The sequence below is a fragment of the Halopseudomonas salina genome, assembly GCF_014637955.1.
GTDB classification, from domain to species: domain Bacteria; phylum Pseudomonadota; class Gammaproteobacteria; order Pseudomonadales; family Pseudomonadaceae; genus Halopseudomonas; species Halopseudomonas salina.
Genome location: NZ_BMFF01000002.1, coordinates 726,853 through 751,902 on the forward strand (window position 1 = coordinate 726,853; position 25,050 = coordinate 751,902).

General features: G+C 57.2%; 22 protein-coding genes. 9 read left to right on the forward strand and 13 right to left on the reverse strand.

Annotated features, from left to right (window positions below; all coding sequences use genetic code 11):
- Positions 1–43: 43 nt before the first annotated feature.
- From phaZ to IEV54_RS07375, 8 genes are all read right to left on the reverse strand, one after another.
- Entirely contained in the window at positions 44–901 is an 858-nt protein-coding gene (gene phaZ, locus IEV54_RS07340) for a poly(3-hydroxyalkanoate) depolymerase (RefSeq protein WP_150276667.1), read from the reverse strand.
- Positions 902–924: 23 nt separating this feature from the next.
- The gene (gene phaC, locus IEV54_RS07345; RefSeq protein WP_150276668.1) at positions 925–2,604 is read right to left on the reverse strand and encodes a class II poly(R)-hydroxyalkanoic acid synthase; all 1,680 of its coding nucleotides are present in this window, start codon (positions 2,602–2,604) and stop codon (positions 925–927) included.
- 210 nt (positions 2,605–2,814) lie between these two features.
- Positions 2,815–3,195, reverse strand: coding sequence for a gamma-butyrobetaine hydroxylase family protein (locus IEV54_RS07350; protein WP_150276669.1), 381 nt, complete (start codon positions 3,193–3,195; stop codon positions 2,815–2,817).
- Between the two features lie 109 nt (positions 3,196–3,304).
- Positions 3,305–4,645 carry an ATP-dependent protease ATPase subunit HslU gene (gene hslU / locus IEV54_RS07355; protein WP_150276670.1) on the reverse strand — a complete coding sequence of 447 codons (1,341 nt, stop codon included), beginning with the start codon at positions 4,643–4,645 and terminating at the stop codon, positions 3,305–3,307.
- Between the two features lie 19 nt (positions 4,646–4,664).
- Positions 4,665–5,195 (reverse strand): ATP-dependent protease subunit HslV, encoded by a 531-nt coding sequence (gene hslV, locus IEV54_RS07360; protein ID WP_150276671.1) that lies wholly within the window; start codon positions 5,193–5,195, stop codon positions 4,665–4,667.
- Positions 5,196–5,338: 143 nt separating this feature from the next.
- Positions 5,339–5,929, reverse strand: coding sequence for an SPOR domain-containing protein (locus IEV54_RS07365; protein WP_150276672.1), 591 nt, complete (start codon positions 5,927–5,929; stop codon positions 5,339–5,341).
- 5 nt (positions 5,930–5,934) lie between these two features.
- On the reverse strand, positions 5,935–7,680 hold the full coding sequence (gene argS / locus IEV54_RS07370) for an arginine--tRNA ligase (RefSeq protein ID WP_150276673.1): 1,746 nt from the start codon (positions 7,678–7,680) through the stop codon (positions 5,935–5,937).
- Between the two features lie 103 nt (positions 7,681–7,783).
- Positions 7,784–10,000 (reverse strand): primosomal protein N', encoded by a 2,217-nt coding sequence (locus IEV54_RS07375; protein WP_150276674.1) that lies wholly within the window; start codon positions 9,998–10,000, stop codon positions 7,784–7,786.
- A 194-nt stretch (positions 10,001–10,194) separates the two neighbouring features.
- On the opposite strand from IEV54_RS07375, the gene rpmE reads away from it, so the two are divergent.
- The 4 genes from rpmE to IEV54_RS07395 all read left to right on the forward strand — a co-directional run bounded on the left by rpmE (position 10,195) and on the right by IEV54_RS07395 (position 14,044).
- A complete protein-coding gene (rpmE, locus tag IEV54_RS07380; RefSeq protein WP_150276675.1) occupies positions 10,195–10,407 on the forward strand; it encodes a 50S ribosomal protein L31 in 213 nt (70 codons plus the stop codon).
- A 160-nt stretch (positions 10,408–10,567) separates the two neighbouring features.
- On the forward strand, positions 10,568–11,242 hold the full coding sequence (locus IEV54_RS07385; RefSeq protein WP_223825366.1) for a thermonuclease family protein: 675 nt from the start codon (positions 10,568–10,570) through the stop codon (positions 11,240–11,242).
- Positions 11,242–12,684, forward strand: coding sequence for a M48 family metalloprotease (locus tag IEV54_RS07390; protein WP_150276676.1), 1,443 nt, complete (start codon positions 11,242–11,244; stop codon positions 12,682–12,684). Before IEV54_RS07385 ends, IEV54_RS07390 begins: the two co-directional genes overlap by 1 nt.
- 97 nt (positions 12,685–12,781) lie before the next feature.
- Complete coding sequence (locus IEV54_RS07395; RefSeq protein ID WP_150276677.1) at positions 12,782–14,044, forward strand: malic enzyme-like NAD(P)-binding protein; 1,263 nt, start codon at positions 12,782–12,784, stop codon at positions 14,042–14,044.
- Positions 14,045–14,088: 44 nt separating this feature from the next.
- Here the strand turns inward: IEV54_RS07395 and IEV54_RS07400 are convergent, their stop codons facing one another.
- The 5 genes from IEV54_RS07400 to fmdA form a co-directional block, all read right to left on the reverse strand.
- Entirely contained in the window at positions 14,089–15,156 is a 1,068-nt protein-coding gene (locus IEV54_RS07400) for an AAA family ATPase (protein ID WP_150276678.1), read from the reverse strand.
- A gap of 21 nt (positions 15,157–15,177) precedes the next feature.
- Positions 15,178–16,224, reverse strand: coding sequence for an aliphatic amidase (locus tag IEV54_RS07405; protein WP_150276679.1), 1,047 nt, complete (start codon positions 16,222–16,224; stop codon positions 15,178–15,180).
- Positions 16,225–16,257: 33 nt separating this feature from the next.
- On the reverse strand, positions 16,258–17,889 hold the full coding sequence (locus IEV54_RS07410; RefSeq protein ID WP_150276744.1) for a sigma-54-dependent Fis family transcriptional regulator: 1,632 nt from the start codon (positions 17,887–17,889) through the stop codon (positions 16,258–16,260).
- A gap of 92 nt (positions 17,890–17,981) precedes the next feature.
- On the reverse strand, positions 17,982–18,311 hold the full coding sequence (locus tag IEV54_RS07415) for an FmdB family zinc ribbon protein (protein WP_150276680.1): 330 nt from the start codon (positions 18,309–18,311) through the stop codon (positions 17,982–17,984).
- Between the two features lie 70 nt (positions 18,312–18,381).
- The gene (fmdA, locus tag IEV54_RS07420) at positions 18,382–19,611 is read right to left on the reverse strand and encodes a formamidase (protein WP_150276681.1); all 1,230 of its coding nucleotides are present in this window, start codon (positions 19,609–19,611) and stop codon (positions 18,382–18,384) included.
- 439 nt (positions 19,612–20,050) lie between these two features.
- On the opposite strand from fmdA, the gene urtA reads away from it, so the two are divergent.
- The 5 genes from urtA (at position 20,051) to urtE (ending at position 24,900) form a co-directional block, all read left to right on the forward strand.
- The gene (urtA, locus tag IEV54_RS07425; protein WP_150276682.1) at positions 20,051–21,295 is read left to right on the forward strand and encodes an urea ABC transporter substrate-binding protein; all 1,245 of its coding nucleotides are present in this window, start codon (positions 20,051–20,053) and stop codon (positions 21,293–21,295) included.
- 75 nt (positions 21,296–21,370) lie between these two features.
- Entirely contained in the window at positions 21,371–22,294 is a 924-nt protein-coding gene (gene urtB, locus IEV54_RS07430) for an urea ABC transporter permease subunit UrtB (RefSeq protein ID WP_150276683.1), read from the forward strand.
- 27 nt (positions 22,295–22,321) lie between these two features.
- Positions 22,322–23,458 (forward strand): urea ABC transporter permease subunit UrtC, encoded by a 1,137-nt coding sequence (gene urtC / locus IEV54_RS07435; protein ID WP_150276684.1) that lies wholly within the window; start codon positions 22,322–22,324, stop codon positions 23,456–23,458.
- Complete coding sequence (urtD, locus tag IEV54_RS07440) at positions 23,455–24,195, forward strand: urea ABC transporter ATP-binding protein UrtD (RefSeq protein ID WP_150276685.1); 741 nt, start codon at positions 23,455–23,457, stop codon at positions 24,193–24,195. Before urtC ends, urtD begins: the two co-directional genes overlap by 4 nt.
- A gap of 15 nt (positions 24,196–24,210) precedes the next feature.
- Positions 24,211–24,900: an urea ABC transporter ATP-binding subunit UrtE gene (gene urtE / locus IEV54_RS07445; RefSeq protein WP_150276686.1), complete on the forward strand. Its 690-nt coding sequence runs from the start codon at positions 24,211–24,213 to the stop codon at positions 24,898–24,900.
- Positions 24,901–25,050: the final 150 nt, after the last annotated feature.

Sequence of the window (25,050 nt, forward strand, 5' to 3'; positions counted from 1 at the left end):
ACCCATCTACGGCGTCACATGTCTCCTGTTGCGCCTGCTCTCTCTAGTGCTTGGCTAGCGGTTCGGCACGAGGGCGGATAACCGCCGGCTGCCGCTCCTCGGCCAGAAAACGCATAATGATCGGAGCGACCGACGCAGCACGGGTAATCAGGAACAGGTGGCCGTCATCAATCACGTGGAGTTCGGCGTTGGGGATTCGCCACGCAATCATTCGCATGTTGACCAGAGGGATGATTGGGTCGTCATCACCGGCCATTACCAGCGTTGGCTGACGGATCTTGTGCAGCCAGTGGATGCTGGTCCAGCCTAGCCCCGCCGCCAGCTGCCAGTAGTAACCTACCTTGCCGGACGAGCGCACCTTGGACGCGTGGCCGCGGGCCAGATCCGGATCTCGCCTGAAGGCGCCACCATAGATGTCGGGTGCAATCTTGACTACGTGGGAAGGCTGAATATACCGCCGTGGGCTGGCCATTTTCAGCAGCACATGAGGCCTGCCCGGTACCATGAAAAAACCTGGCGAGGTGGCGGCCAGAATCAGCTTCTTGCACCGCTCTGGATAATCGTGGGCAAACTGCTGGGCCAGGGCACCACCCCAGGAAACGCCAATCACATTGACCTGGCCGTAATCGAGATAATCGAGCATGCGTGCTGCCAGCTTGGCCAGGCCCGGAAAACGGAATGGCGTTCCGGGCGTGGAGGAGCCGCCGACGCCAGGTGCATCAAACACGATGACTTCGAGGTCGGGATCCAGTGCCTTGACGAAGGGAAACACCAGTTCGAGGTTTGCCCCAATGCCATTGAATACCAATAAGGGTGGCAGGTTACTGCTACCCGGGCGAACGGCCGTTCGCAGGAACTGACCGTTCAGCTCGATAGTGCGAAATACAAAATTCTGAGGCATGTATCGTTCTCGTTTGCACGCTCCTAGCGTTCGTGGACGTAGGTCCCGGGAGCCGCTTCCATCGGCGCATAATCTGCATTACCCAACGCTGCAGGGGCGGGTTTGATCTTGCCGCCCCGAGCATGCAACCAGTCACGCCAGTAGGCCCACCAGGAGTCAGCCTGCTTGGTGGCGGTCTCCAGCCATTGCTTCGGATCTTCTGGCATATGGGTATTGGTAAAGAAACGGGACTTGGGGTTGCCAGGTGGATTCAGGATGCTTTGTATATGACCACTGGAAGATAAAACAAATTCACATTTTCCACCCAATAATTGGGCAGACTTGTAACAGGCGTCCCAGGGGGTGATGTGGTCGTTGAGTCCGGCAATGCAGAAAAAATCGGCCTTGACCTGTTTCAGGTCGATAGGCGTGCCGCATACTTCCAGTGCCTTGGCCCGGGTCAGGGGGTTGGTCTTGAACATCTCCAGAAACTCGCCGTGCAGCGCCGCTGGCAGACGGGTAGTGTCGTTGTTCCAGAACAGGATATCGAAAACCGGCGGCTCATTACCCAGCAGGTAGTTGTTCACCCAGTAGTTCCAGATCAGATCGTTGGGCCGCATCCAGGCAAAAACCTTGGCCATGTCCCGGCCTTCGAGTACGCCGTTCTGATAGGACATGCGCCGCGCCGCCTCAATCGAGCGCTCATCGGCAAAGAGCGCCACCTGAGTCTTGATGCCGGTGTCCAGTACGCTGACTAGCAGTGTGAAGGCGTGAACCTTCTTTTCTTTGAGGGCGGCATAGTGTCCCAGCAAGGAGGCGGTGGTAATACCGCCGGAGCATGCGCCGAGCATGCTCAGATCCTTGCTTCCGGTGATTTCTAGTACGATGTCGATGGCCTCTTTCAAAGCCTCGATATAGGTAGACAAGCCCCATTCGCGCTGCGCCTTGGTCGGGTTGCGCCAGCTGATCACAAAGGTCTGCATGTGGTTGGCGGTGAGGTACCGAGCGAGACTCTTTTCCGGTGACAGATCGAATACGTAGAATTTGTTGATTTGTGGTGGCACTACCAGCACCGGGCGCTCGTAGACTTCTTCTGTCAGTGGCTTGTACTGAATCAGTTCCAGCACTTCATTGCGAAAGACCACCGAACCCTTGGTGACGGCGAGATTCTTGCCGACTTCAAAGGCGTTCATGTTGACCTGGCTGGGCATGCCGCCGTTATTGGCGATATCCTGAGCCATGTGCGTCAGCCCGTCGAGAATACTTTTTCCGCCGGTCTCGAAGAAGCGCTTCACTGCTGCCGGGTTGAGGGCGGTATTGGTTGGTGCCATGGCTTCTGTCAGCAAAGAAATCACGAACTTCGCTCGCGATACATCCTGTTCGGGCAGATTGGAGGAGGTGATCCACTCGTTTAGCTCGGTGCGCCAGGCCAGATAGCTCTGCATGTAGCGACGATAAAGCGGATTCTGGCTCCAGGTAGGGTCCAGAAAGCGCTTGTCGTCTGCGCTTGGGGTGATTTCGGAGCGGCCAATCATTACCTTGGTGACCGCCACGGATAACTTGCCTATGTGCCTCAGGCTGTGCACCGGCTGTTTGACGGTTTGCCGCATGACCTGTCTGGCTGTGCTGATGATGTCGCGTGTCGGCGCGCCGATTACCGGGTTGGGTCCGAGAATATTCTCGCTGGCTCTCTTTCCGAGCTCTTCATTCTTGTTCTGGGCCATCGGGTAAAGCTCCGTAGTAGCAGTTTCAGCCTGGGCTGAAGGGTCAGGAATACGGTGGGGCAGCCGGGCGGATATGTTCAGGCTGCCTAAAGTGTGTTCGTCTGAGACAAGTTAGCATGGCCTGATGCTGCTGTTAAAAGGATTTTATTTGGCAATTCAGGCAGGACGGCTATGGAGCCGAAAAGGGCAAGGGCGGGCAGGGCACCCATTTCAGGGAATAAAACGGACCGCACTGGTGTGCGGATCGCGACTGGCTCCGGCCTTTTCCAGCTGGTCCAGGTAGAACTGCCAACGGCTTTCCTGATTGACCGCAAGTTCGTGAAGATAGTCCCAGGTGTACAGGCCGCTGTCGTGGCCATCGTCAAAGATCAGTTTTAACGCATAACGACCGGCCTGCTCGATGCCGGCCAGACTCACATGCTGCTTTCCTGTCTGTAACACCGGCTTGCCATGGCCACGCACCTCGGCGGAGGGGGAGTAGACCCGCAGATATTCGGCCGGCAGCGCGTACTCCTTGCCGTCGGCATACGCCAGGCGCAGGCTGCGCGAGGCTTTCTGCAGCTTGATAGAGGTGGGGATGGGTGCGGGCATGGGAGGCCTTTTAGCTTCAAGCGGCAAGCTTCAAGCGACAAGTCGAACAGCAGCTTGTGCGGTGCACACGGTCTGCTTGTGGCTTGCAGCTTGTCGCTTGCGGCTCATGTTAGAGAATATACCGCGACAGATCCTCGTTGACCGCCAGCTCGCCCAGATGCTTGTCCACGTAGGCGGCATCGATCACTATTGCCGAGCCGTCCTGCTTGGACGCAAGGTCTCCTGCATTGAAGGAGATCTCTTCCAGCAATCGTTCCAGCACCGTGTGCAGGCGGCGTGCGCCGATGTTTTCAGTTTTTTCGTTCACCTGCCAGGCAATTTCTGCAAGCCGGGTTATGGCATCGTCGGCAAACTCAATGGTCAGACCTTCGGTATGCATCAACGCACGATATTGTTCGGTCAGAGACGCATCAGGCTCAGTGAGAATGCGTTCGAAGTCGCCCGGCGTCAGGGACTTGAGTTCAACCCGGATGGGTAGACGACCCTGCAGTTCGGGAATCAGATCCGAGGGTTTGGTGAGGTGAAACGCGCCAGACGCAATGAACAGGATATGGTCGGTCTTGACCATGCCGAACTTGGTATTCACCGTACAACCTTCGATCAGCGGCAGCAGGTCGCGCTGAACGCCCTCACGTGAGACATCGGCACCGCTGCCGCTGTCTGCGCGTTTGCTGACCTTGTCGATTTCGTCGAGAAACACGATGCCGTTCTGCTCGACCGCTTCTATGGCTTTGGACTTCAGCTCTTCCTCATTGACCAGGCGCGCGGCTTCCTCGTCGCGAATCAATTTGAATGCTTCCTTGACGGTCAGCTTGCGCGTTTTACGCTTGTCCTTGCCGAAGCTGGAGAACATGTTCTGCAACTGGCTGGTCATTTCTTCCATGCCCGGCGGGGTCATGATCTCAACGCCGACAGGAGTGTCAGCCACGTCGATCTCGATTTCCTTGTCATCCAGCTGGCCTTCGCGCAGCCGCTTGCGAAACAGCTGGCGGGTACTGTTATCTTCCCTTGCTGGCTGGTCGCTGGCACCCTGCCGGGCTGGCGGCAGAAGCGCATCTAGAATCCGTTCTTCGGCTGCATCCTCGGCGCGGTGCCCCATCTTGGCCATTTCCTGCACCCGCAGCATCTTCAGCGCTGCATCAACCAGGTCGCGAATAATCGACTCAACGTCACGGCCGACGTAACCGACCTCGGTAAACTTGGTAGCTTCCACCTTGATGAACGGAGCCTGGGCGAGCTTGGCCAGGCGCCGGGCGATTTCGGTTTTGCCGACACCGGTCGGGCCGATCATCAGAATGTTTTTTGGGGTCACCTCGTTACGCAATGCATCGGGCAGCTGCTGACGCCGCCACCGATTACGCAGGGCGATGGCGACGGCTCGCTTGGCGTCCTGCTGGCCGATGATGTGGCGGTCCAGTTCATGGACAATCTCGCGTGGGGTCATGGACATGCTTGTGATTCCGGCCGCCTCAGGTATTGGCGTCCAGCTCCTCGATTGTCTGGTTGTGGTTGGTATAGATGCAGATTTCACCGGCAATGTTCAAGCTCGATTCGACTATTTCGCGGGCCGACAGCTCGGTATGCCGTAGCAGGGCGGTGGCAGCAGACTGGGCGAAGGGGCCGCCGGAGCCGATGGCGATCAACCCTTCTTCGGGTTCAATCACATCGCCGTTACCGGTGATGATCAGGGATGCATCCTTGTTGGCTACGGCCAGCAGGGCTTCGAGACGGCGCAGTGCGCGGTCGGTGCGCCAGTCCTTGGCCAGCTCTACCGCAGCACGTACCAGGTTGCCCTGGTGTTTTTCCAGCTGGGCTTCGAAGCGCTCGAAGAGCGTAAAGGCATCGGCGGTGCCGCCGGCAAACCCGGCGATGACCTGGTCCTTGTAAAGCCGGCGTACTTTGCGGGCGTTGCCCTTCATGACGGTATTGCCCAGGGAAACCTGGCCATCGCCGCCAATCACGACCTTGCCGTGTCGACGAACTGAAACGATTGTAGTCACGCGCAACTCCTGGTTGGCTGGTCTGAGTGAAGCAGCAGGGCACGCCTGAACACGCCCCTTTCAATCTATCTTGGGGCGCCCATGACTATTTCAAGTTTCGATTCTGGCTAGTACTGCCGGAACAGCCCCGAACAGGGCTGCTATCAGGGCTTGGCGTCGCGCTGCTGCAGTAACAGATTGTCGAATCCGTTTCCGGTCAGGACCTGCTGAGCCTGGCTCAGCTTGGTGCGGTCGGTATAGGGGCCCACCTGCACGCGGTACCAGACATCACCGCTATCGAGCCGTGCGTCTTCCAGCCGCACATCCAGACCCAGCAGTAGAATCTGAGCCCGGACCCTATCAGCCTCGGACTGCTTGCGAAAGGAACCCGCTTGCAGAAAGAAACGGGTGCCGGTTTCCGTGGTCGTTTCGGTTGAGCTCTGCGTAGTGCCTTCGTCTGCGGGAGGTTCCGGTGTCACAGCGCCCTGTGGCACTATGACTTCCGACTCGGGCAGCAACGTATAAAAGTCGTAGCGTGGCTCCTCGCTTGCCTTGCTGCTCTGGCTCGGGGGCGGCGGTGGTGGCGTCTTGTCACGTTTGACGGTCTCGCTTCCAGGCTCTAACTGCAACAGAAAGGCCACGAACAGACCAATGGCCAGTCCGCTGACCAGCCAGAGCCAGCCTGGAACCGGGCGTCGAGGTGCGGGCTGCTGACGGCTTGCGCCGCGTCTGGGGGCTTTGCGTGCTTTGGCCATACTGCTTACATGCGCTCCAGGGTGTCGATGCCGAGCAGGTTGAGTCCCTGCTGCAGAGTCCGGCCGGTCAAGGCTGCCAGCCTTAGGCGGCTATCGCGGTCGGCGGGTTTTTCAGCCGCCAGAATCGGGCACAGCTCGTAGAAACTGGAGAACCGGCCAGCCAGTTCATACAGGTAGTGGCAGAGTACATGAGGCGTGCCCTCCCGGGCGACATAATCCAGTGTCTGGGCGAACTGTGACAGGTGTGCACCGAGTTCGACCTCGGCCGGTTCCTGGAGTTGCATTGCACCCAGGTCGTCAACGTGCTCCATGCTGCGTTCGAGCTTGCGGAACACACTGGCGACACGGGTGTAGGCATACATCAGGTATGGCGCAGTATTGCCTTCAAAGCTCAACATTTGCTCGAAGTTGAAGTTGTAGTCACTGCTGCGGTGTTTGGACAGGTCGGCGTATTTTACCGCCCCAATGCCTACCGCGTGGCCAATCTGTCTCAGCTCGTTTTCAGCCAGCTCGGGATTCTTTTGTGCGACCAACTGGTGTGCCCGCTCCTCTGCTTCGTCGAGCAGATCCGTAAGCTTGATTGTGCCCCCGGAGCGCGTCTTGAAGGGCCGCCCATCGGGGCCGTTCATGGTGCCAAAACCCATGTGCTCAAGCTGCATGCTCTCGGGTACAAAACCGGCCAGGCGGGCAACTGCAAATACCTGCTGAAAATGCAGGGCCTGGCGCTGGTCGACGAAGTACAGCACGCGATCAGCTCCAAGCGCGCTATGGCGGTATCGCATGGCGGCCAGGTCTGACGTCGCATACAGGTAACCGCCGCCGGCCTTCTGGATAATCACTGGTAGGGGATTGCCCTCGGCGTTCTTGAACTGCTCGAGGAATACACACTGGGCGCCCTGACTTTCCGTTAGTAGACCTGTGGTGCGAAGCTGGTCCACTACGCTGGCAAGCTGATCGTTGTAGGCGCTCTCGCCGCGCACATCAGCGGTACGCAGACTGACGCCGAGGCGTTCGTATACGGCCTGGCAGTGCCCCAGCGAGATGCGATTGAATCTCTCCCATAGCGCCAGGCATTGTGGGTCGCCGGCCTGCAGCTGGACAACGCGCTCACGGGCACGGTCAGCGAATTCGGGGCTTTCATCAAAGCGCTGCTTGGCCTGGCGATAGAAGTTTTCCAGATCAGCCAGCTCGGCCTCTGCGTCTACGCTGTGTTCTTCCAGGTAGGCCAGTAGCATGCCGAACTGGGTGCCCCAGTCGCCTACGTGGTTCTGGCGCACCACCTCGTGTCCAAGGTATTCGAGAACCCGGGTCACAGCGTCGCCAATGATCGTCGAGCGTAAATGACCGACGTGCATTTCCTTTGCCAGGTTGGGTGATGAGTAATCCACTACGACGCGTTGTACCGGGTGGGCTGCCGGTACGCCGAGCCGCTCATGTTGCAGGGCTTCATCCAATCGGGCGGCGAGCCATTGCTTGCTCTGGAAAATATTGATAAATCCCGGGCCGGCGATGCCGATCTCTGCAACGGCCTCGTGTTCGGGCATGGCAGCGACGATCTTTTCGGCCAGATCCCTGGGCTTCATTCTCGCAGGCTTGGCCAGGGTCATGGCCAGATTGCTGGCAAAGTCGCCGTGTGCCTTGTCTCGAGCTATCTCGACCTGGATCGAGGGGATCAGGTCGGCGGGCAGTACGCCCTCATTCTGCAGGCGAGTGACGGCGCTGGCGAGCAACTGACTGATAAGGTTCTTCATAAGCGATCGGGTATCCGGCATGTGCCTGTGGAAAGCCGGCCATTATCCGCGTTCGACCGGGGATTGCCAAATCTGTGTTGGCCGCGTGGCCGCGGGAACAATCCTAGAACATGTCCAACGGATCGACATCAATCGACCAGCGCACCTTGCGGCCCAGGCTGTGGCTCTCCAGGCTTATCAGCCAGTGATGTAACAATTGGTGCAATGCGGAGCGATGGGGCGCCTGTACCAGCAACTGGGCGCGGTAACGCCCGGCGCGTCGTTCCATCGGTGATGCGACCGGACCGAGCAGGTCGACTTTCTCAAGGGCCAGATCAACGCACAGCTGCTCGGCAAGCTCGCAGGCTGATTCAAGAAACTCATTGGCGATAGCCGCGTTATTGGCCTCGGCGCGCAGCAGTGCGATAAAGCTGCAGGGAGGCAGCCCGGCCTTTTCCCGGCCATTCAGTTCGTTCTGGGCTATGGTGGCATAGCCATGCTCGGTCAGATCGATCAGCAACTGATGTTCGGCCATGTGGGTCTGGATCAATACCTGCCCGGGCTTTTCCGCCCGACCGGCGCGCCCGGCCACCTGGGTGATCATCTGGGCCATGCGCTCGGGGCCGCGAAAGTCCGAAGAGAACAGCCCGCCATCGGCATCCAGGATGGCGACCAGTGTGACGTCTGGAAAGTGGTGCCCCTTTGCCAGCATTTGAGTGCCGACGAGCAGACAGGGCTGGCCGGTCTGGATGCGCGCCAGCATGTCCTGCATAGCCTTCTTACGTGACATGCTTTCGCGATCAATACGCAGCACCGGAAACTCCGGAAAACAGCTGACCAGATGTTCCTCGGTCCGCTCGGTACCTGCGCCGATGGAGCGCAGCTCGGTGCTCTGGCATTTTGGACATTCCGTATCAACTGGCCGTTGGCTGTCGCAGTGGTGGCAATGCAGCCTTGGCGGCGACTGATGCACCGTCATGCGCGCATCGCAACGGGTACATTCAGCCATCCAGCCGCAGTCGTGGCACATCAGCGTGGGTGCGAAACCGCGGCGGTTGATAAATACCAGCACCTGGTTGCCCTTGCTCAAATGCTCGCCAATGGCTTCGATCATCGGACGACACAGTCCTGCCTCCAGCTTGCGGCTGCGGATGTCGATGCATTGAAAGGTGGGCGGCTTTGCATTGCCAGCGCGTTCCGTGAGGCGCAAGTGCTGGTAGCGTCCGCGTCTGACGTTATAGAGGCTTTCCAGTGAGGGTGTGGCAGACCCGAGAATGATTGGGGTTTTCTCCAGATATGCGCGATAAACCGCCAGGTCACGGGCGTTATAGCGCAGCCCTTCCTGTTGCTTGAAAGACAGGTCATGCTCTTCGTCGACAATGATCAGGCCGGGCCGTGCCAGGGGGGTGAATATCGCCGAGCGGGTACCGATCACGATACCGGCTTCTCCATCCCGGGCTGCGACCCATGCATCCAGGCGCTCGCGGTCGTTGAGGCCAGAGTGCAGGATCACCACCGGCACACTGAAGCGGCGTTGAAAGCGCTCCAGGGTTTGAGGCGTGAGGCCGATCTCGGGAATCAGCACCAGCACCTGACGGCCTTCGCCCAGGCAGTGCTCTATGGCCTGAAGATAAATTTCGGTCTTGCCGCTGCCAGTGACCCCGTCGAGGAGCCATGCGGTGAAACCTGACTGTGCCTTTATAGCGTCCAACGCGGCGACTTGTTGCGAGTTGGGTGTCAGCCGGGGCTCGCGTAATAGCGGAAGCGGCTCATTGGTGTGGTGATGAGATTGGCTGATACGTTGAACCAGGCCTTTTTTCTCCAGCGCTTCCAGTGTGTCGCGGCTCAGCCCCCACTGTGCGGTCAGTGCGTGGGAGAGACCATGGGGGTGCTTGGCCAGCAGCTGCACGGCTTGTTTCTGTTTGGCAGCGCGGCTGATCGCCGGATGCTCGGGATAGGCCCCGGGTAGCAGCTGCCAGAGGCGATCCTGGCGTGCAATGGCTGGCTCGCCCTGGCGCAAGAGTGTGGGCAGGGCGCAACTCAGGGTGTCGCCGAGTCCGTGCTGGTAGTAGCTGGCGGTCCAGCAGCACAGCTGCCATAGGGTTTCGGGCAGTAGTGGCTCAAGGTCGATCAGTTCGACGGCACGCTTTAATCGCGCGGGGGGGACGTCCGAGGCATCGCTCAACGAGGCAATGACGCCCACCATCTGACGCTGGCCGAAGGGCACACGAATGCGCTGGCCTGGACGCAGGTCTTTTGCGTGCGCCCCGCCGGGCGCGCGGTAATCGAAGAGTCGTCGCAGTGGCGAGGGCAGTGCGACCTGCAGTATGGGACCGGACACATTCGCTCCTTGGTTAGCCAGGCATGTTAGCATTACGGGCTGATTCGCATGAGACTTGCGTTGGCGTCCGTTTCTGGTATTATCGCTGGCCTATTTTAAGGTCTCTGCGCATTGGCGTCGGAACCGGCAGACAACCACAGTGCGGTGCCAGATCAAGTCGATCGGGTGGCGGCACACCTACCGAGGAAATATCCATGAAAGCTGATTTGCATCCTACTTACCAGGAAATCGAAGCTACCTGCAGCTGCGGCAACGTGATCAAGACCCGTTCCACACTGCAAAGCGGTATTCACCTGGACGTCTGCTCCGAGTGCCACCCCTTCTACACCGGCAAGCAGAAGATCCTCGACACCGGTGGCCGGATCGAGCGCTTCAAGCAGCGTTTCGGCGCCGTCAGCTCCAAGTAACATCAGTTTGTCTGGCCGCTCGAAAGTGCTGGCTATAAGACAAGCGAACAGAAAGGCGCTCCTCTGGAGCGCCTTTTTTGTTGCCTGGCTGTTTGCTCCCGCTGTGCAGGCAGATCCCTGCGCGCCGATTGGCAGAGGCAGCGAAGTAAGCAGCCGCTTTGTGATTGACGGCGATACGTTAGAGCTGACTGACGGCCGTCGCGTGCGCTTGATCGGCATCGACACTCCCGAGATGGGTCGACGTGGCGAGCCGGCCGAGCCCTTTGCCCAGGCGGCGAAAAAACGCTTGCAGCAACTGGTCGAGGCTTCCGGGCTACGGATGTACACGGGTGAGGAGCCAAGTGATCGCTACGGTCGGATTCTGGCTCATCTCCATGCGGCCGACGGTAGCAATATCGAAGCACAGATGTTGAAGGAGGGCCTGGGCTTTGCTCTGGTGGTCCCGCCCAATGACGCAATGGCTGACTGCCATGGCCTGGCTGAGCGACAAGCTCGCAGCCTTGATCGCGGGATCTGGAGTCGCTCACCGGTCATCCGCGCCTCGGCATTGGAGGAGGGAGGGTTTACCATTATCAAGGGGCGTGTTGAGTCGGCTTCCGAAGGCGGTGGCCATCTATGGCTGGATCTTGACGGGCCGGTTACCCTGCGCATCGGTCGGGACGAGCGCGAGGCCTTTGACGCCAACCTCATTGAAGGCTCCCCCCGTCGCTGGGTTGGTCGCCATGTGGAGGCACGCGGCTGGGTAGTGGATCGCCAGCGTAAAGGGCAATCGCCAAAAACGTATAAAAGGTTCATGCTGCCAGTGCGCCATCCCTTCATGCTGGAGATCGACTGATGCGTTCGACATGCTTCCTTGTTTTGGCTTTTACACTTGTGCTTTTTCAGGGTTGTGCGGTCAATCCGGTTACCGGCAAGCAGGACTTCGTGATGATGTCCGAGAATCAGGAGCTGGCGATGGGCCGTCAGGCCAATGCGCAAATCAGTCAGCAGATGCCCATGGTGGATAATCCCGCGCTGCAGGCTTATGTGCAAAACATTGGCGAAGAGCTGGCGCGCAACAGTCACCGCAGTAACCTCGAGTACCGTTTTCAGGTCGTTGACTCTGCGGATATCAATGCGTTTGCCTTGCCAGGCGGGTTTGTCTATATGAACCGTGGGCTGATGGCCTATATGAACTCTGAAGCCGAGCTGGCCGCTGTACTGGGGCACGAAATCGGTCATGTGACAGCCCGTCATGGCGTGCGTCAGCAGAGCATGGCCATGGGGTCGAGCTTGCTGGGCCAACTGGTTACAATTGGTACGGGGATCCCTGCCGCAGGTGACCTCAGCAATATGCTCGGCAGCGCTCTGGTCTCGGGCTATGGCCGCGACATGGAGCTGGAAGCGGACGGCCTGGGCGCCGAATATCTGGCCCGATCAGGCTATCGACCGGACGCCGTACTGGAGGTCATAGGAGTACTCAAGGATCAGGACACCTATGCCAGACAACAAGCCGAAGCACGGGGCAAGAAGGTTGAAAGTTACCACGGCCTTTTTGCCAGTCACCCCACCCACGATCAACGGTTGCAACAGGTGGTAGGGCAGGCCCAGGCATTATCCACTGGCGACAGCCAGCGCATCGGGCGCGACGTTTACCTCAAGGCGATCGAGGGAATGGTCTACGGTGACAGCGAAGCGCAGGGCGTCGTCCGTGATCAACGCTTTTATCATGTGCCATTGAATATGCGGCTTGACTACCCCTCGGGCTGGACTGTTCTCAACCGCCCGGATGTGGTTATCGGTCATACGTCTGATGAAAGTGCGTTCATTGCAATGACGCTTGAGACTGCGAATGCAGGATCGGATGTTAGCGAGCTGCTGCGCCAGCGTGCGGGAGGCCAACAACGGCTCGTTCAGGAGGAGAGGTTTTCCGGTTCCGGTTATCAGGGGGTCATGGCTATTCTGCCGGGTCAGAGCCCCCGCCGCGTGGGGGCGATCCTGCGCAAAGACCAGTTGTTTCTGTTCATCGGAGCGGTCCGTGGGCAGACCCGGCTGGAAAGCCACGATAGCGGATTTGTCAGCGTTATCCGCAGTTTTTCCGGGCTGAGTGCAGCTGACCGCAAGAAGGCCGCGCCGTTGCATATTCGCCTGGTGCGTACGGGCAAGGGTGATACCTATGCGCGCCTGGCACGTAACAGCCCGCTGGGCGATGAAGCAGAAGCGCGTTTACGCCTGCTAAACGGGCACTGGCCGGACGGGCAGCCAGAGGCAGGGCAGTGGCTCAAAGTTGTAAGATAATGTCCTTGACATTGATGCGGTGAATGATCTTGTTCAGACAGGTCCTTTTCTGTATTCTCGTCGACCCCGCATAAGCAACTTGACCGGAATATTGAACATGTCTGATTTGAGAACCGATGCACTCGACTATCATGCCAACCCACGTCCGGGCAAGCTGAGCGTCGAGCTGACAAAGCCTACCGCCACTGCCCGTGATCTCGCGCTTGCCTACAGCCCGGGTGTTGCAGAGCCGGTACGCGAAATCGCCAAGGACCCTCTCAATGCCTTCAAATACACCGGCAAGGGTAACCTGGTAGCTGTAATTTCCGATGGCACAGCCATTCTCGGCCTGGGTAACCTGGGTCCGTTGGCCAGCAAGCCGGTAATGGAAGGCAAGGGCGTGCTGTTCAAGCGTTTCGCCGGTATCGATGTTTTCGACATCGAAGTCGAATCCGAAAGCCCCCAGGCCTTCATCGATACAGTACGTCGCATCTCCTGCACCTTTGGCGGTATCAACCTTGAGGATATCAAGGCGCCAGAGTGCTTCGAGATTGAACGCGCGCTTGTCGAGCAGTGCAACATCCCGGTCTTTCACGATGATCAGCACGGCACCGCGATTGTGACTGCCGCGGCGATGATCAATGCGTTGGAGTTGGCTGACAAGAAGCTCGAAGATGCCAAGATCGTCTGCCTGGGTGCTGGCGCTGCGGCCATTGCCTGCATGAAGCTGTTGGTCAGCATGGGCTGCAAGGTCGAGAACATTTATATGCTCGATCGCAAAGGCGTGATCCACGCGGGCCGTGATGACCTGAACGAATACAAGGCCATCTTCGCTACCGAAACTGAGAAGCGCACTCTGGCCGACGCCATGAAGGGTGCCGATGTGTTCGTTGGCCTTTCCGGTCCGAACCTGCTCAAGCCGGCAGAGCTCAAGCTGATGGCGGAAAATCCCATCGTCTTCGCCTGCTCCAACCCTGATCCGGAAATCGATCCCGAGCTGGCCCATGCTTCGCGTCCGGACGTGATCATGGCTACCGGTCGGTCGGATTATCCTAACCAGGTCAACAACGTACTGGGCTTCCCCTTCATCTTCCGTGGTGCACTGGACGTACGTGCTACCCGTATCAACGAAGAAATGAAGATTGCTGCTGTTCACGCCATCCGCAAGCTGGCCAAGGAGCCGGTGCCGGAGTACGTTTCCGCAGCGTACGGCGGTATCAAGCTGGAGTTTGGTCGTGAATACATCATTCCCAAGCCAATGGATGTGCGCCTGATCGAGGAAGTGCCGGCTGCTGTCGCCCAGGCCGCCATTGATTCGGGTGTGGCTACACTGCCCTATCCAGCGCACTACCCGCTCAAGTCGGTAGAAGACTGCAAGTAAAGAGTCTGTGTAAGAAAAAACCCGCCCAGGCGGGTTTTTTTGTGTCAGCTGATAGTGTCCGGTGCCTCCAGGGTAATTTCTATCCCATCCTTTTGGGCAGCCAGATCTGCGATAAGCAGGCAGCCTGGCGGGCGATCCGGACTCTGTAGCAGCGCATGCGCCACCTCCGGCTCCAGCCACTGACGAAAGCAGCGGGCCATGGCGCGAGCTCCATAGCGACGATCAAAGCCCTGCTCGCCCAGCCAGCTCTTCAATCCGGGCCTGGCGACAAGTTGCACCTGGTGTCGGGCGAGCCGATTATTCAGTCGCTCCAGTGCGAGCTCGACCAGGACAGTCACTTGGTCATCGGTCAGTCGCTGATAAATCAATTGTTGATCAATCCGATTAAGAAACTCCGGAGCGAAGGCTTTTTCCAGGGCCAGCTTCTGCTGTTTATGCTCCTGCTGTGCCCGCCAGTTTTCCGGTAACCAGCGGCGCCAGCTGTTTTGCTGGCGCTGCTGCCAGTTCCAGATTGCCTGCGCGCCAATATTACTGGTCATGAAAATCAGGCTATTGCGGAAATCCAGTGTGGTAGTGCCGGAGCTGAGTCGCAGCTGACCGTTGTCAAAGATGTTCATCAATGCGCGAGTTACTGGTTCGCTGGCTTTCTCCAATTCATCGAATAGCACGATGCCCGGTTTGCCAAAACTGCCTTCAATTGCCTCTCGATCAAATAGGGTGTTGCCCTCCTTGCTACCGACATAACCCGGCGGTGCCCCGGTTAATGAGGCAGCGTAATGTTCCTGGGCCAGGGTGTTCATATCAATTCTGCACAGAGCATCTGCCCGGCCGTGAATGGCCTCTGCGAGCAGGCGTACTGTTTCGGTTTTGCCCACCCCGGTCGGTCCCATGAGCAACATGACGGCCAGTGGCTTGCGGGGGTCGCCCAATTCAGCCTTGGTCAGAGCCAGGCTCGCCGCTATCGCATCCAGCGCAGCATCCTGTCCGGTAATCCGCGAGCGTAACTGCTGCATGACCTTGTCCAGATCGAACAGGAATCGCGATTGACGCACGGGCGGCGCGTTGCCGCCCGTGCGCTGGTTGTGCTCGAGCACTTCATTGATAAAGGGCATTACCGACTCCACTCGTCAGCATCATGCGCCGGCTTCCTTGTCCTTACCCGGATGCGGTAGCTCGCCGACCGGGCAGTCTTTGACGCCGATGGTGCTGCGAGTCATCTTCTCGACATCGTCGCGCGCCTTTTCTGCGTCCAGAACCCAGGTGCGATAGAAGTCGAATGGGCAATCAGCCACACCACGGTCGCCGTCTCCGGAGTTATACACGCCGGTGTAGCCGCGGTGCAGAAGCTTGAACAGGTGATTCTGTGACTGATCATTGGCCCGTGCATCGCGGATCTGCGATACCGAGAGCTGAGCGTACTGGATCCCCATGTCCTCTTCGCCACATTCACCCAGGGTGCGGCCGTCAAAGCCGATAATCGCAGAGTGACCAAAGTAGGAATACACGCCGTCAAAACCGCTGGCATTGGCAACCGCCACATAGCAGTTGTTGGCCCAGGCCATGGACTTGGCCATCATTACCTGTTGTTCCTTGGCGGGGTACATATAGCCCTGGCAACGCACAATCAGTTCGGCGCCTTTCATTGCACAATCTCGCCAGATTTCCGGATAATTACCGTCATCACAGATAATCAGGCTGATTTTCATGCCCTTGGGGCCTTCCGACACATAGGTGCGGTCGCCGGGATACCAGCCTTCGATCGGGCACCAAGGAATGCACTTGCGGTATTTCTGCACGATCTCACCCTGATCATTAATCAGCACCAGGGTGTTATAGGGTGCCTTGTGCGGATGTTCCTCGTGTTGCTCGCCTGTGAGTGAAAAAATACCCCAGGTTTTAGCCTGCTTGCAGGCTTCACTGAATATGCGTGTTTCGTCACCTGGAATGGTCGCCGCGGTGGCCATCATCTCATCGTTGTCGTACATGATGCCCATGGTGCTGTATTCGGGAAACACCACCAGATCCATGCCGGGCAGGCCCTTTTTCATGCCGATGATCATATCCGCGATGTTGCGAGCGTTAGCCAGCACCTCTTCACGACTATGCAACCGTGGCATCTTGTAATTGACTACCGCGACACCCACGGTATCCGGGCTGCTGGAAATATCTCCATGACGCATTGGTTAATCCTCCGCTTGCTTGGGTTGGGAAGGTCAGTTGAGGTCAATCCCCAGTTTGCTGACCCGATAACGCAATTGTCTGAGGCTCAGGTTGAGTCGTCTGGCCGCCTCGGACTGGTTGTTATTGGTGTCTACCAGCGTCGCGCGAATCTGCGCGGCTTCATCCTGGTTGACCCAGTTATAGGAACGCCCATAGGGCCGTTGTCCGGGTCCGCTTGGTTGGTATGCTGTTGTTTCGGCTGTTCCGCTGATGCCAGGCTTCTCGCCGCTGGCATGCTGGGGAAGATTGATTGCACTTTCAGACGAGAGGCTGTGCTTGATTTTTGCGCCGCTTAGCGAGTCCTGGTCACTGGTCAAAGCCGTGCGCTCGAGGACGTTCTGCAATTGCCGGATATTGCCCGGCCAGTCAAAACGCTCGAGAACCTCGAAGGCATTCGCTTCCAGGCTCCAGTTACGTTCGTAGTGGTGATTGAGCTCGTTGAGAAAATGCAGCGCCAACTGGCGTATGTCTTCCTGGCGTTCACGCAGCGGCGGTAATTGCACGGGCACGACATGCAGGCGGTAGAACAGATCCAGACGAAACCGTCCCTGGTTGACGGATTCCTGCAGGTTGACGTGGGTGGCAGTAATCACGCGAAAGTCTACGGAGATGGCGCTGTCGCTACCTACTGGATCGACCTTTTTCTCCTGTAGTACGCGCAGCAACTTGGCTTGCAGTGCCAGTGGCATATCGCCGATCTCATCCAGAAACAGTGTGCCACCATCTGCCTGGACGATCTTGCCTTGCTTGTTCTGCGAGGCGCCGGTGAACGCACCTTTTGCATGACCAAAAAGTTCTGATTCGAGCAGGTCGGCGGGTATGGCGGCGCAATTGATGCAGATGAAGGGCTTCTCGCGGCGGTCGCTTTGCTGGTGCGTCATCCGCGCGAATTTTTCCTTACCAGTACCAGACTCGCCGAGCAGCATTACCGGCGCATCACTGCGAGCAACCTGAATAGTTGCACGCACAGCGTCCATCAGGGCCGGGCTGGTACCCAGGATACCGTGGGCCAGACTCTGCTTGAGCATGGCTTCGATCGCGATGCTGTGGCGCAGGTGCTGGTTTTCCTTGACCAGGTGAGCGGTTTGATCCACGACAAACTGGTGAATGCGCAGTACCTGCCCCACCATTGAGGCAGCGATACGCATCAGGCTGATGTCACCATCAAATGGTCTTTCATGCAGGCCTTCGCGCTGAACCGACAGCACACCGATCGGTCTTCCCGACTCTAGGATAGGCACTGCGATAAAGGTCATCCGTCCACCGGTATGGTTCGACAGCTCCGCAACCCGGTAGATGAATAGGGGCTCCTTGTTAACATCCGGGACCAGGCCGATCGAGCCGGTGCGCATGACGTAGCCGGTCACACCCTGATTGATATTGAGAGTAAATCGACCGGCTTTGAGATCCTCTGGGGATAATCCGTAGGAATAGCGCACCTCCATGGTGTTGGTCGCCGCCACGGGCAGGCTGACTCTTCCACAGTTGAGGCCATACAGCTGCGAAAGCAGACGAAGGATCCCCTGTATGGTTCGAGGAGCATCCAGTGGCTTTTCCAACAACTTGGCCATTTCCAGAATCACGACCAGTTCACGCTTCATCTGCTGGGCTGTCCCATCGGGCATGGTTATCACGGAATGCAGGCTCCTTGGATCGGGGACGAACTGGCCCCCTGTGGCCTGCGTCTTGGGCGTGCACCGGCTAGCTTGCGTTTAGCTCAGTGACTGATCATCCACGGACGTCGCGGACCACTCTGTTGCTTCAGGGGTGGTGGCTGCCCTTCGGCGCGAGGCTGATGGGTGCATTTACCTGAGCTGCAACAACTGTGCCCGTGGCCATGGCTGACTTTTGGTTGATGGGCGCTGCGCTCATTGGTTTCGTGAGCTGTACGCTGCTGGCGACTGAGTACCTGCAGCCGCGGCGCGCTTATCAGGCGCTGCATGGTCTGCCCGCAGGCGGGGCAGTCACGAGGGAGATTGCGTTCGGCACTGGGTAGCAAGGCTTCAAAAGCGCCACATTGGGGGCAGTCGAAATCGTATAGGGGCATAATGTGCTCTCTAACTGTGCGCTCAAGGGGGTGGCCGCCGCACCAAAATGGATACGACGGCCTGACCGAATCACTTATTCCATTTCGAGGTCGGTACTTCCGGGCTATTGACCGAGATCGTCGGGCCATCTGCGTTTGGCATGATGTCGAAGTCGAATATTTCGGTGGGAATCCACAGGGTGGCGCATACGTTGGGCACATCGACAATGCCACTGATGTGACCCTGGACAGGTGCAGTACCTAGCAATGAATAGGCCTGGGCGCCGCTGAAGCCGAATTTCTTCATATATTCGATGGCGTTCAGGCAGGCCTGGCGGTAGGCCACGTGGGCATCGAGATAATGTTGCTTGCCACTTTCATCAACAGAAATACCCTCGAATATCAGGTGCTTCTTGTAGCTTGGTGCCATGTCGCTGGGCTGGAAAATGGGGTTTTTCACGCCGTATTTCTTCACGCCATCCTTGATCAGATTGACCCGGATGTGGATCCAGCCAGCCATTTCAATGGCGCCACAGAAAGTGATCTCACCGTCGCCCTGGGAGAAGTGCAGATCGCCCATCGACAGTCCGCCACCTTTGACATAAACCGGGAAGAACACACGTGACCCCTTGGTCAGGTCCTTGATGTCGCAGTTCCCGCCGTGCTCCCGAGGTGGCACGGTGCGGGCGCCTTCGTTGGCAATCTTTGCGGCTACATCGCCTGTGGCGCGACCGGTATGGGCAGTGGGTGCGTAGGGCGGGTTGGCGAGACCTGGCACGCGATCCGGGTCGGTATCGATAAGGGCCTGTTCGCGTTTGTTCCATTCATCAAGCAATTCCTGGGAAGGCAAACAACCAATCAGGCCGGGGTGCATCAGGCCGATGAACTCCACACCGGGAATATGCCTGGACTTGGTGTAGATGCCATTGAAGTCCCAGATGGTCTTGCGCGCTTCCGGGTAGTGCTCTGTCAGGAACCCACCGCCGTTTTCCTTGGCAAATACGCCGTTGAAGCCCCACATCTGGTCGGCAAAGGCTCCCAGGTCGAGGATATCCACGACCATCAGGTCGCCGGGTTCTGCACCTTCTACTGCAACCGGGCCGCTAAGGTAGTGCACCTTGCTCAGGTCCACGTCGCGCACGTCATCGGCACTGTCGTTATTGGCAATCTGCCCGCCGGTCCAGTCCATGCACTCGATTATGAAGTCGTCACCTGGCTTGACTGTCGCTACCATCGGCACATCGGGATGCCAGCGGTTATGGATGGTGTCGTGCTCCTTCGGGCTCTTGCTCAGATCGATCTTGATCAATGTCTCGGCCATGACTGTGAATCCTCTGTGTGGGTGATGGCAATCGCGGCCAGATTCTGGCCAGTCATGATCCCAGAGCAGATGACGTGCCAGCTTTGTCATTAAAAGTAAAAATCGTTAATAATCAATGCGATATAAAGCAATAGTCAATTAATGTCAGCTTCTGGCTGCCACTGGATGTGACAATGTCAGATCTATCGGCTGGACATTGTCATGACAATGTCAGGTCCCGTTGGCGTGGGTAGATGAAGTCCAGCCCTGCGCTTTACGGCTCCCTAATCTGGTAGCGCGCATAGGTTGCTGATATTTATGGATTTATATCCATCAGCTAATAATTTTATGGATGACCTTGGCATGCTGGCACAAGGGTTGCTCAGGGTGTGTTGACAGGTAGACAAACCGTTCAGCGGATTTGCTTGCCGGTTTTACCCACATCTAGGAGATTCACCCTATGCAAGAATCGATACGCAAGATGCCAGCCTGGAAGCGCCACATGCTGGCGCTGGCGCTGGGCACGGGTTTGGGCGTGACCGGGATTGCCGGCGCTGCCGATTATCCGACCGATAAGGTTAATACCACCGGCCTGGCGGTTACCGATGACACTGTCAAGGTCGGTATCCTGCACTCCATTACTGGCACCATGGCCATCAGCGAAACGGGTTCGGTCGAAGCAGAAATGCTGGCCATCGAGCAGATCAACGCGATGGGCGGCGTTCTAGGCCGCCAGATCGAGATCGTGCAGGAAGATGGCGCCAGTGACTGGCCCACCTTTGCCGAGAAGTCCCGCAAGCTGCTGACACAGGACAAAGTAGCCGCCGTTTTCGGATGCTGGACATCGGCTTCACGCAAAGCAGTTCTGCCTGTATTCGAGAAAGAAAACGGGATGCTCTATTACCCGACGTTCTACGAAGGGCTTGAGCAATCCAAGAACGTAATCTACACAGGCCAGGAAGCAACCCAACAGATTCTTGCCGGCCTGGACTGGATAGCTGAAGAGAAAGACGCCAAGACGTTCTACCTGGTCGGCTCTGACTATATCTGGCCACGTACTTCCAACAAGATCGCCCGCAAGCACATCGAAAATGTACTGGGTGGCACCGTGGTTGGCGAGGAGTACTACCCACTGGGCAACACCAACTTCGGTTCGCTGATCAACAAGATCCGCCTGAAGAAGCCTGACGTGGTGTACTCCAGCATCGTCGGGGGTTCCAACGTTGCCTGGTGGAAGCAGTTGAATGCGGCTGGTATCACCGCTGACCGTCAGACCATCATGACCATCTCCGTAACCGAAGACGAAGTATTGGGCATTGGTGGCGAGAACATGGTGGGGTTCTATTCCTCCATGAAGTATTTCCAGTCGCTGGAAAACGACAACAACTCCGAATTTGTGAAGGCGTTCAAGGCTCGCTGGGGTGAAGACAGCGTGATTGGTGACGTTACTCAGGCTGCCTATCTCGGTCCCTGGCTGTGGAAAGCGGCTGTAGAAAAGGCCGGCAGCTTTGACGTCGATGCTGTTTCAGCAGCTTCACCGGACATCGAACTGACCAGCGCGCCTGAAGGCTACGTGAAGATTCACGGCAACAATCACCTCTGGAGCAAGCTGCGCGTCGGCGAATGGCAGGCAGACGGTCAAGCCAAGGTGGTTTACGAGTCTGAGCTGATCGAGCCAAACCCCTTCCCCGAAGGTTATCAATAAGTCCCTCCCATTAGCGTAAGTCAATATCGGTGCGGTCCTTGTTGACCGCACCGTTTCGAATCGAGGAGAGAGAACATGGGCGGATATTCCTCGCAGGAACTCACGGCCATTTTTGTCATGCAGGGGTTCAGTGGGCTTAGCCTGTTCTGTGTTTTCCTGCTGATGGCACTGGGTCTGGCGATTATTTTTGGACAGATGGGTGTTATCAATATGGCTCACGGGGAGTTCTTGACCCTGGGCGCCTATATCACCTGGTTGGTGTCTGTACTAGGCACCGAAATCTGGCCATGGATGGAGCACATCTATTTCCCCATTGCCATTCTGGCGGCTTTTACGGGGACATTCATTCTTGGCTACTTCGTCGAACGGCTCATGATTTGCCGATTATACAAGCGCCCACTGGATACGCTGCTGGCAACCTGGGGCTTGGGGCTGATCATGCAGCAGGCTTTTCGCTCCGGTTTCGGTCCGCGGGAAGTGAGCGTCAATCTTCCTCCGTGGTTGATGGGCTCCTGGGCTCCCACCGATATCATCGATATCCCGGTTAATGGCATGTTCGTGATGGTCGTCACCTTCTTCATTACCCTCGGGGTTGCCTTGCTACTGTACAAGTCACGCTGGGGCATAAAGGTGCGCGCTACTACTCAGAACCGTGCCATGGCCAATGCGGCGGGCATCAATACCCAGCGGGTGGACCGTTTCACTTTCGCACTGGGTTGCGGAATTGCCGGTGTTGCTGGAGCCGCTTTCACCACGATTGCTTCAACCGGCCCGACTACGGGGTCACTGTACATCGTCGACACCTTCCTGGTTGTGGTCTTCGGTGGTGCTGCAAGCATTCTGGGTACCGTGGTCTCAGCATTCGGCATCGCTCAGTCGCAATCGATTATGGAGTTTTTCCTCAGCGGTTCCATGGCCAAGGTTATCACTCTCACGGTCGTGGTCGGCATTCTGATGGTTCGTCCCCAGGGGCTCTTTGCAAGCAAGGTACGCCGGTGATCGGCGTGCCCGCTGGAGGTTATTGATATGCACAGATGGATAGCGGCATTTGGGGGAGGTCAACGGCTGCTGCAGCTGCTGGCGTTGGCGGTCTTACTGCTGGTCATTCTGCCCCTGACCCTGGATATATTCAGGCTCAATCTGTTGGGCAAGTATCTGACCTACGCCTTTGTTGCTGTGGGTCTGGTGCTGTGTTGGGGCTACGGGGGCATTCTGAGTCTGGGGCAGGGTATCTTTTTTGGTGTTGGCGGGTATTGCATGGCGATGTTCCTGAAGCTGGAATCGTCGGCTCCGGAATTCACATCGATACAGAGCACACCGGGTATTCCTGATTTCATGGACTGGAACCAGATCACCGAGTTGCCCTTGATGTGGTTACCGTTTCACAGCCTTACCCTGACCATTATTCTTATGCTTACCGTACCCGCTCTGATTGCCTTCTTTATTGGCTTTGCCATGTTCAAGCGTCGGGTAGGCGGGGTGTATTTCGCAATCATCACGCAGGCTATTGCCTCAATTGCGACCATTCTTATCGTCGGTCAGCAGGGTTATACCGGAGGTATCAATGGCATTACTGACCTGAGAACGCTGCTGGGCTGGGATATCCGATCCGATAGTGCGCGCTACATATTGTATTTCGTCTGCTGCGTCGCGCTGATCATTTGCCTTTTGATCGGTCAGTTCGTATTGGAAAGCCGTTTCGGCAAGCTGCTGATCGCCATGCGCGACCAGGAAGACCGAGTGCGTTTTTCCGGCTACGACGTAGCCAATATAAAGATCTTTGTATTTGCACTGGCAGCGGTATTTTCGGCTATCGGTGGCGCCATGTTTGCTTTGCAGGTGGGCTTCATGTCGCCTTCCTTCGTAGGCACGGTAGCCTCAATCGAGATGGTGATCTTTTGTGCCGTGGGCGGCAGGCTGTCGCTGATAGGCGCAGTATATGGCGCTCTGTTGGTCAATCTGGCCAAGACAATGCTGTCAGAAACCTTCCCACAGCTCTGGATCGTCTTCATGGGTGCGCTGTTCATTGGCGTGGTTCTCCTCTTCCCTCAGGGACTGGCCGGAATCTATAACGACTTCGTCAGGCCGCATTTGTCGCGACTGTTTGGGCGCTCGCAAAGAAAGGCAAGTGAGCCGGGTACTGGTCAGGAGGCACAGTCATGACTTCACCGATATTGTTGGCAATAGAAGATCTCACGGTTTCCTTTGATGGTTTCAAGGCAGTTGATGGTCTCAACCTTTATGTGGAGCGCAACGAGGTACGTGTTGTCATCGGGCCCAACGGTGCTGGGAAGACAACCTTGCTGGATCTGATATGCGGTAAGACACGTGCCTCTTCAGGCTCGATCATGTTCAAGAATACCGAGTTGACCAAGCTGGCGGAGAACCAGATCGTCAAGGCGGGCGTGGGGAGGAAGTTTCAGACTCCTTCGATCTATGAAAATCTGACTGTGCGCGAGAATCTTCAGCTGTCCTACCCCGGCGGGCGTACCGTCTTTGGCAGCCTGTTCTTCAAGACAACCGAGCACGTCACACAGCGCGTCTGTGAAGTGGCGGCGGATATTTTCCTAGAGGAGCGGCTGGATGTCAGTGCGGGCCTTTTGAGTCATGGGCAGAAGCAGTGGCTGGAAATAGGGATGCTTCTTATCCAGGATCCCGAGCTGCTCATGCTTGATGAGCCAGTAGCGGGTATGAGTGTGCCGGAGCGTGAGGCGACGGCTGACCTGTTACGGCGTATCAGCAATAACCGATCGGTGATCGTGATCGAGCATGATATGGATTTCGTAAAGGACATCGCCAACAAGGTCACTGTATTGCACCAGGGCAAGCTGCTTGCCGAGGGTAAAATGGATGATGTGCAGAAAAACGAAAAGGTCATCGAGGTCTACCTGGGCCACTAACAGAAGGAATCGAACATGCTGACTGTTCGCGATTTGCACGTAAGTTACGGAATGAGCGAAGTCATCCATGGTATTTCGCTGGATGTCGGAGCTAATGAAACGGTCGCAGTAATGGGTCGCAACGGCATGGGCAAGACGACGCTGTTCAAATCCCTTATCGGAATGCATCCGAGTAACAGTGGAAGTATCACCTTCAATGGCAAGGAGCTGAGCAATGCCCAGTCCTACCAGCGTGTGGCTAGTGGTATCGCATATGTGCCGCAGGGACGAATGGTATTTCCGACGTTGACAGTAGAGGAAAATATCATGGCTGGGCTGGAGGCCTCGGGGCGCAAGAAAGTACCGGGGGACATATATGAATTGTTTCCAGTGCTTCTTGAGATGCGTAGCCGCAAGGCGGGTAATCTTTCCGGTGGGCAGCAGCAGCAACTGGCTATTGGAAGAGCATTGGCTGCTGATCCCAAGATCCTGCTGCTTGATGAACCGACCGAGGGTATTCAGCCCTCTATCATCAAGCAGCTGGCAAGCACGCTTAACGACATCAAGCACGCGCGCAAAATCAGTATCGTGGTTTCCGAACAGGTGCTCAGCTTCGCTTTGGCGGTGGCTGACCGGATGCTGGTGATGGACAAGGGCGTCATCGTACATGAGGCAAGTGGCGACCAGATTGACCGGGCGCACATCAGCCGTTACCTCTCCGTGTGACCAGCGTGGTCGTACCCTCCACCCGTGAAAACGGGTGGAGGGTTTTTTTATGCCAGGTAAACGCAAAGAAGCCTTGACGGAAAAATCCCAGCCCCTATAATGCGCGTCTGCCCAGTCAGGGCGCTTTGTATAAAGCGCTTTACAATCAAT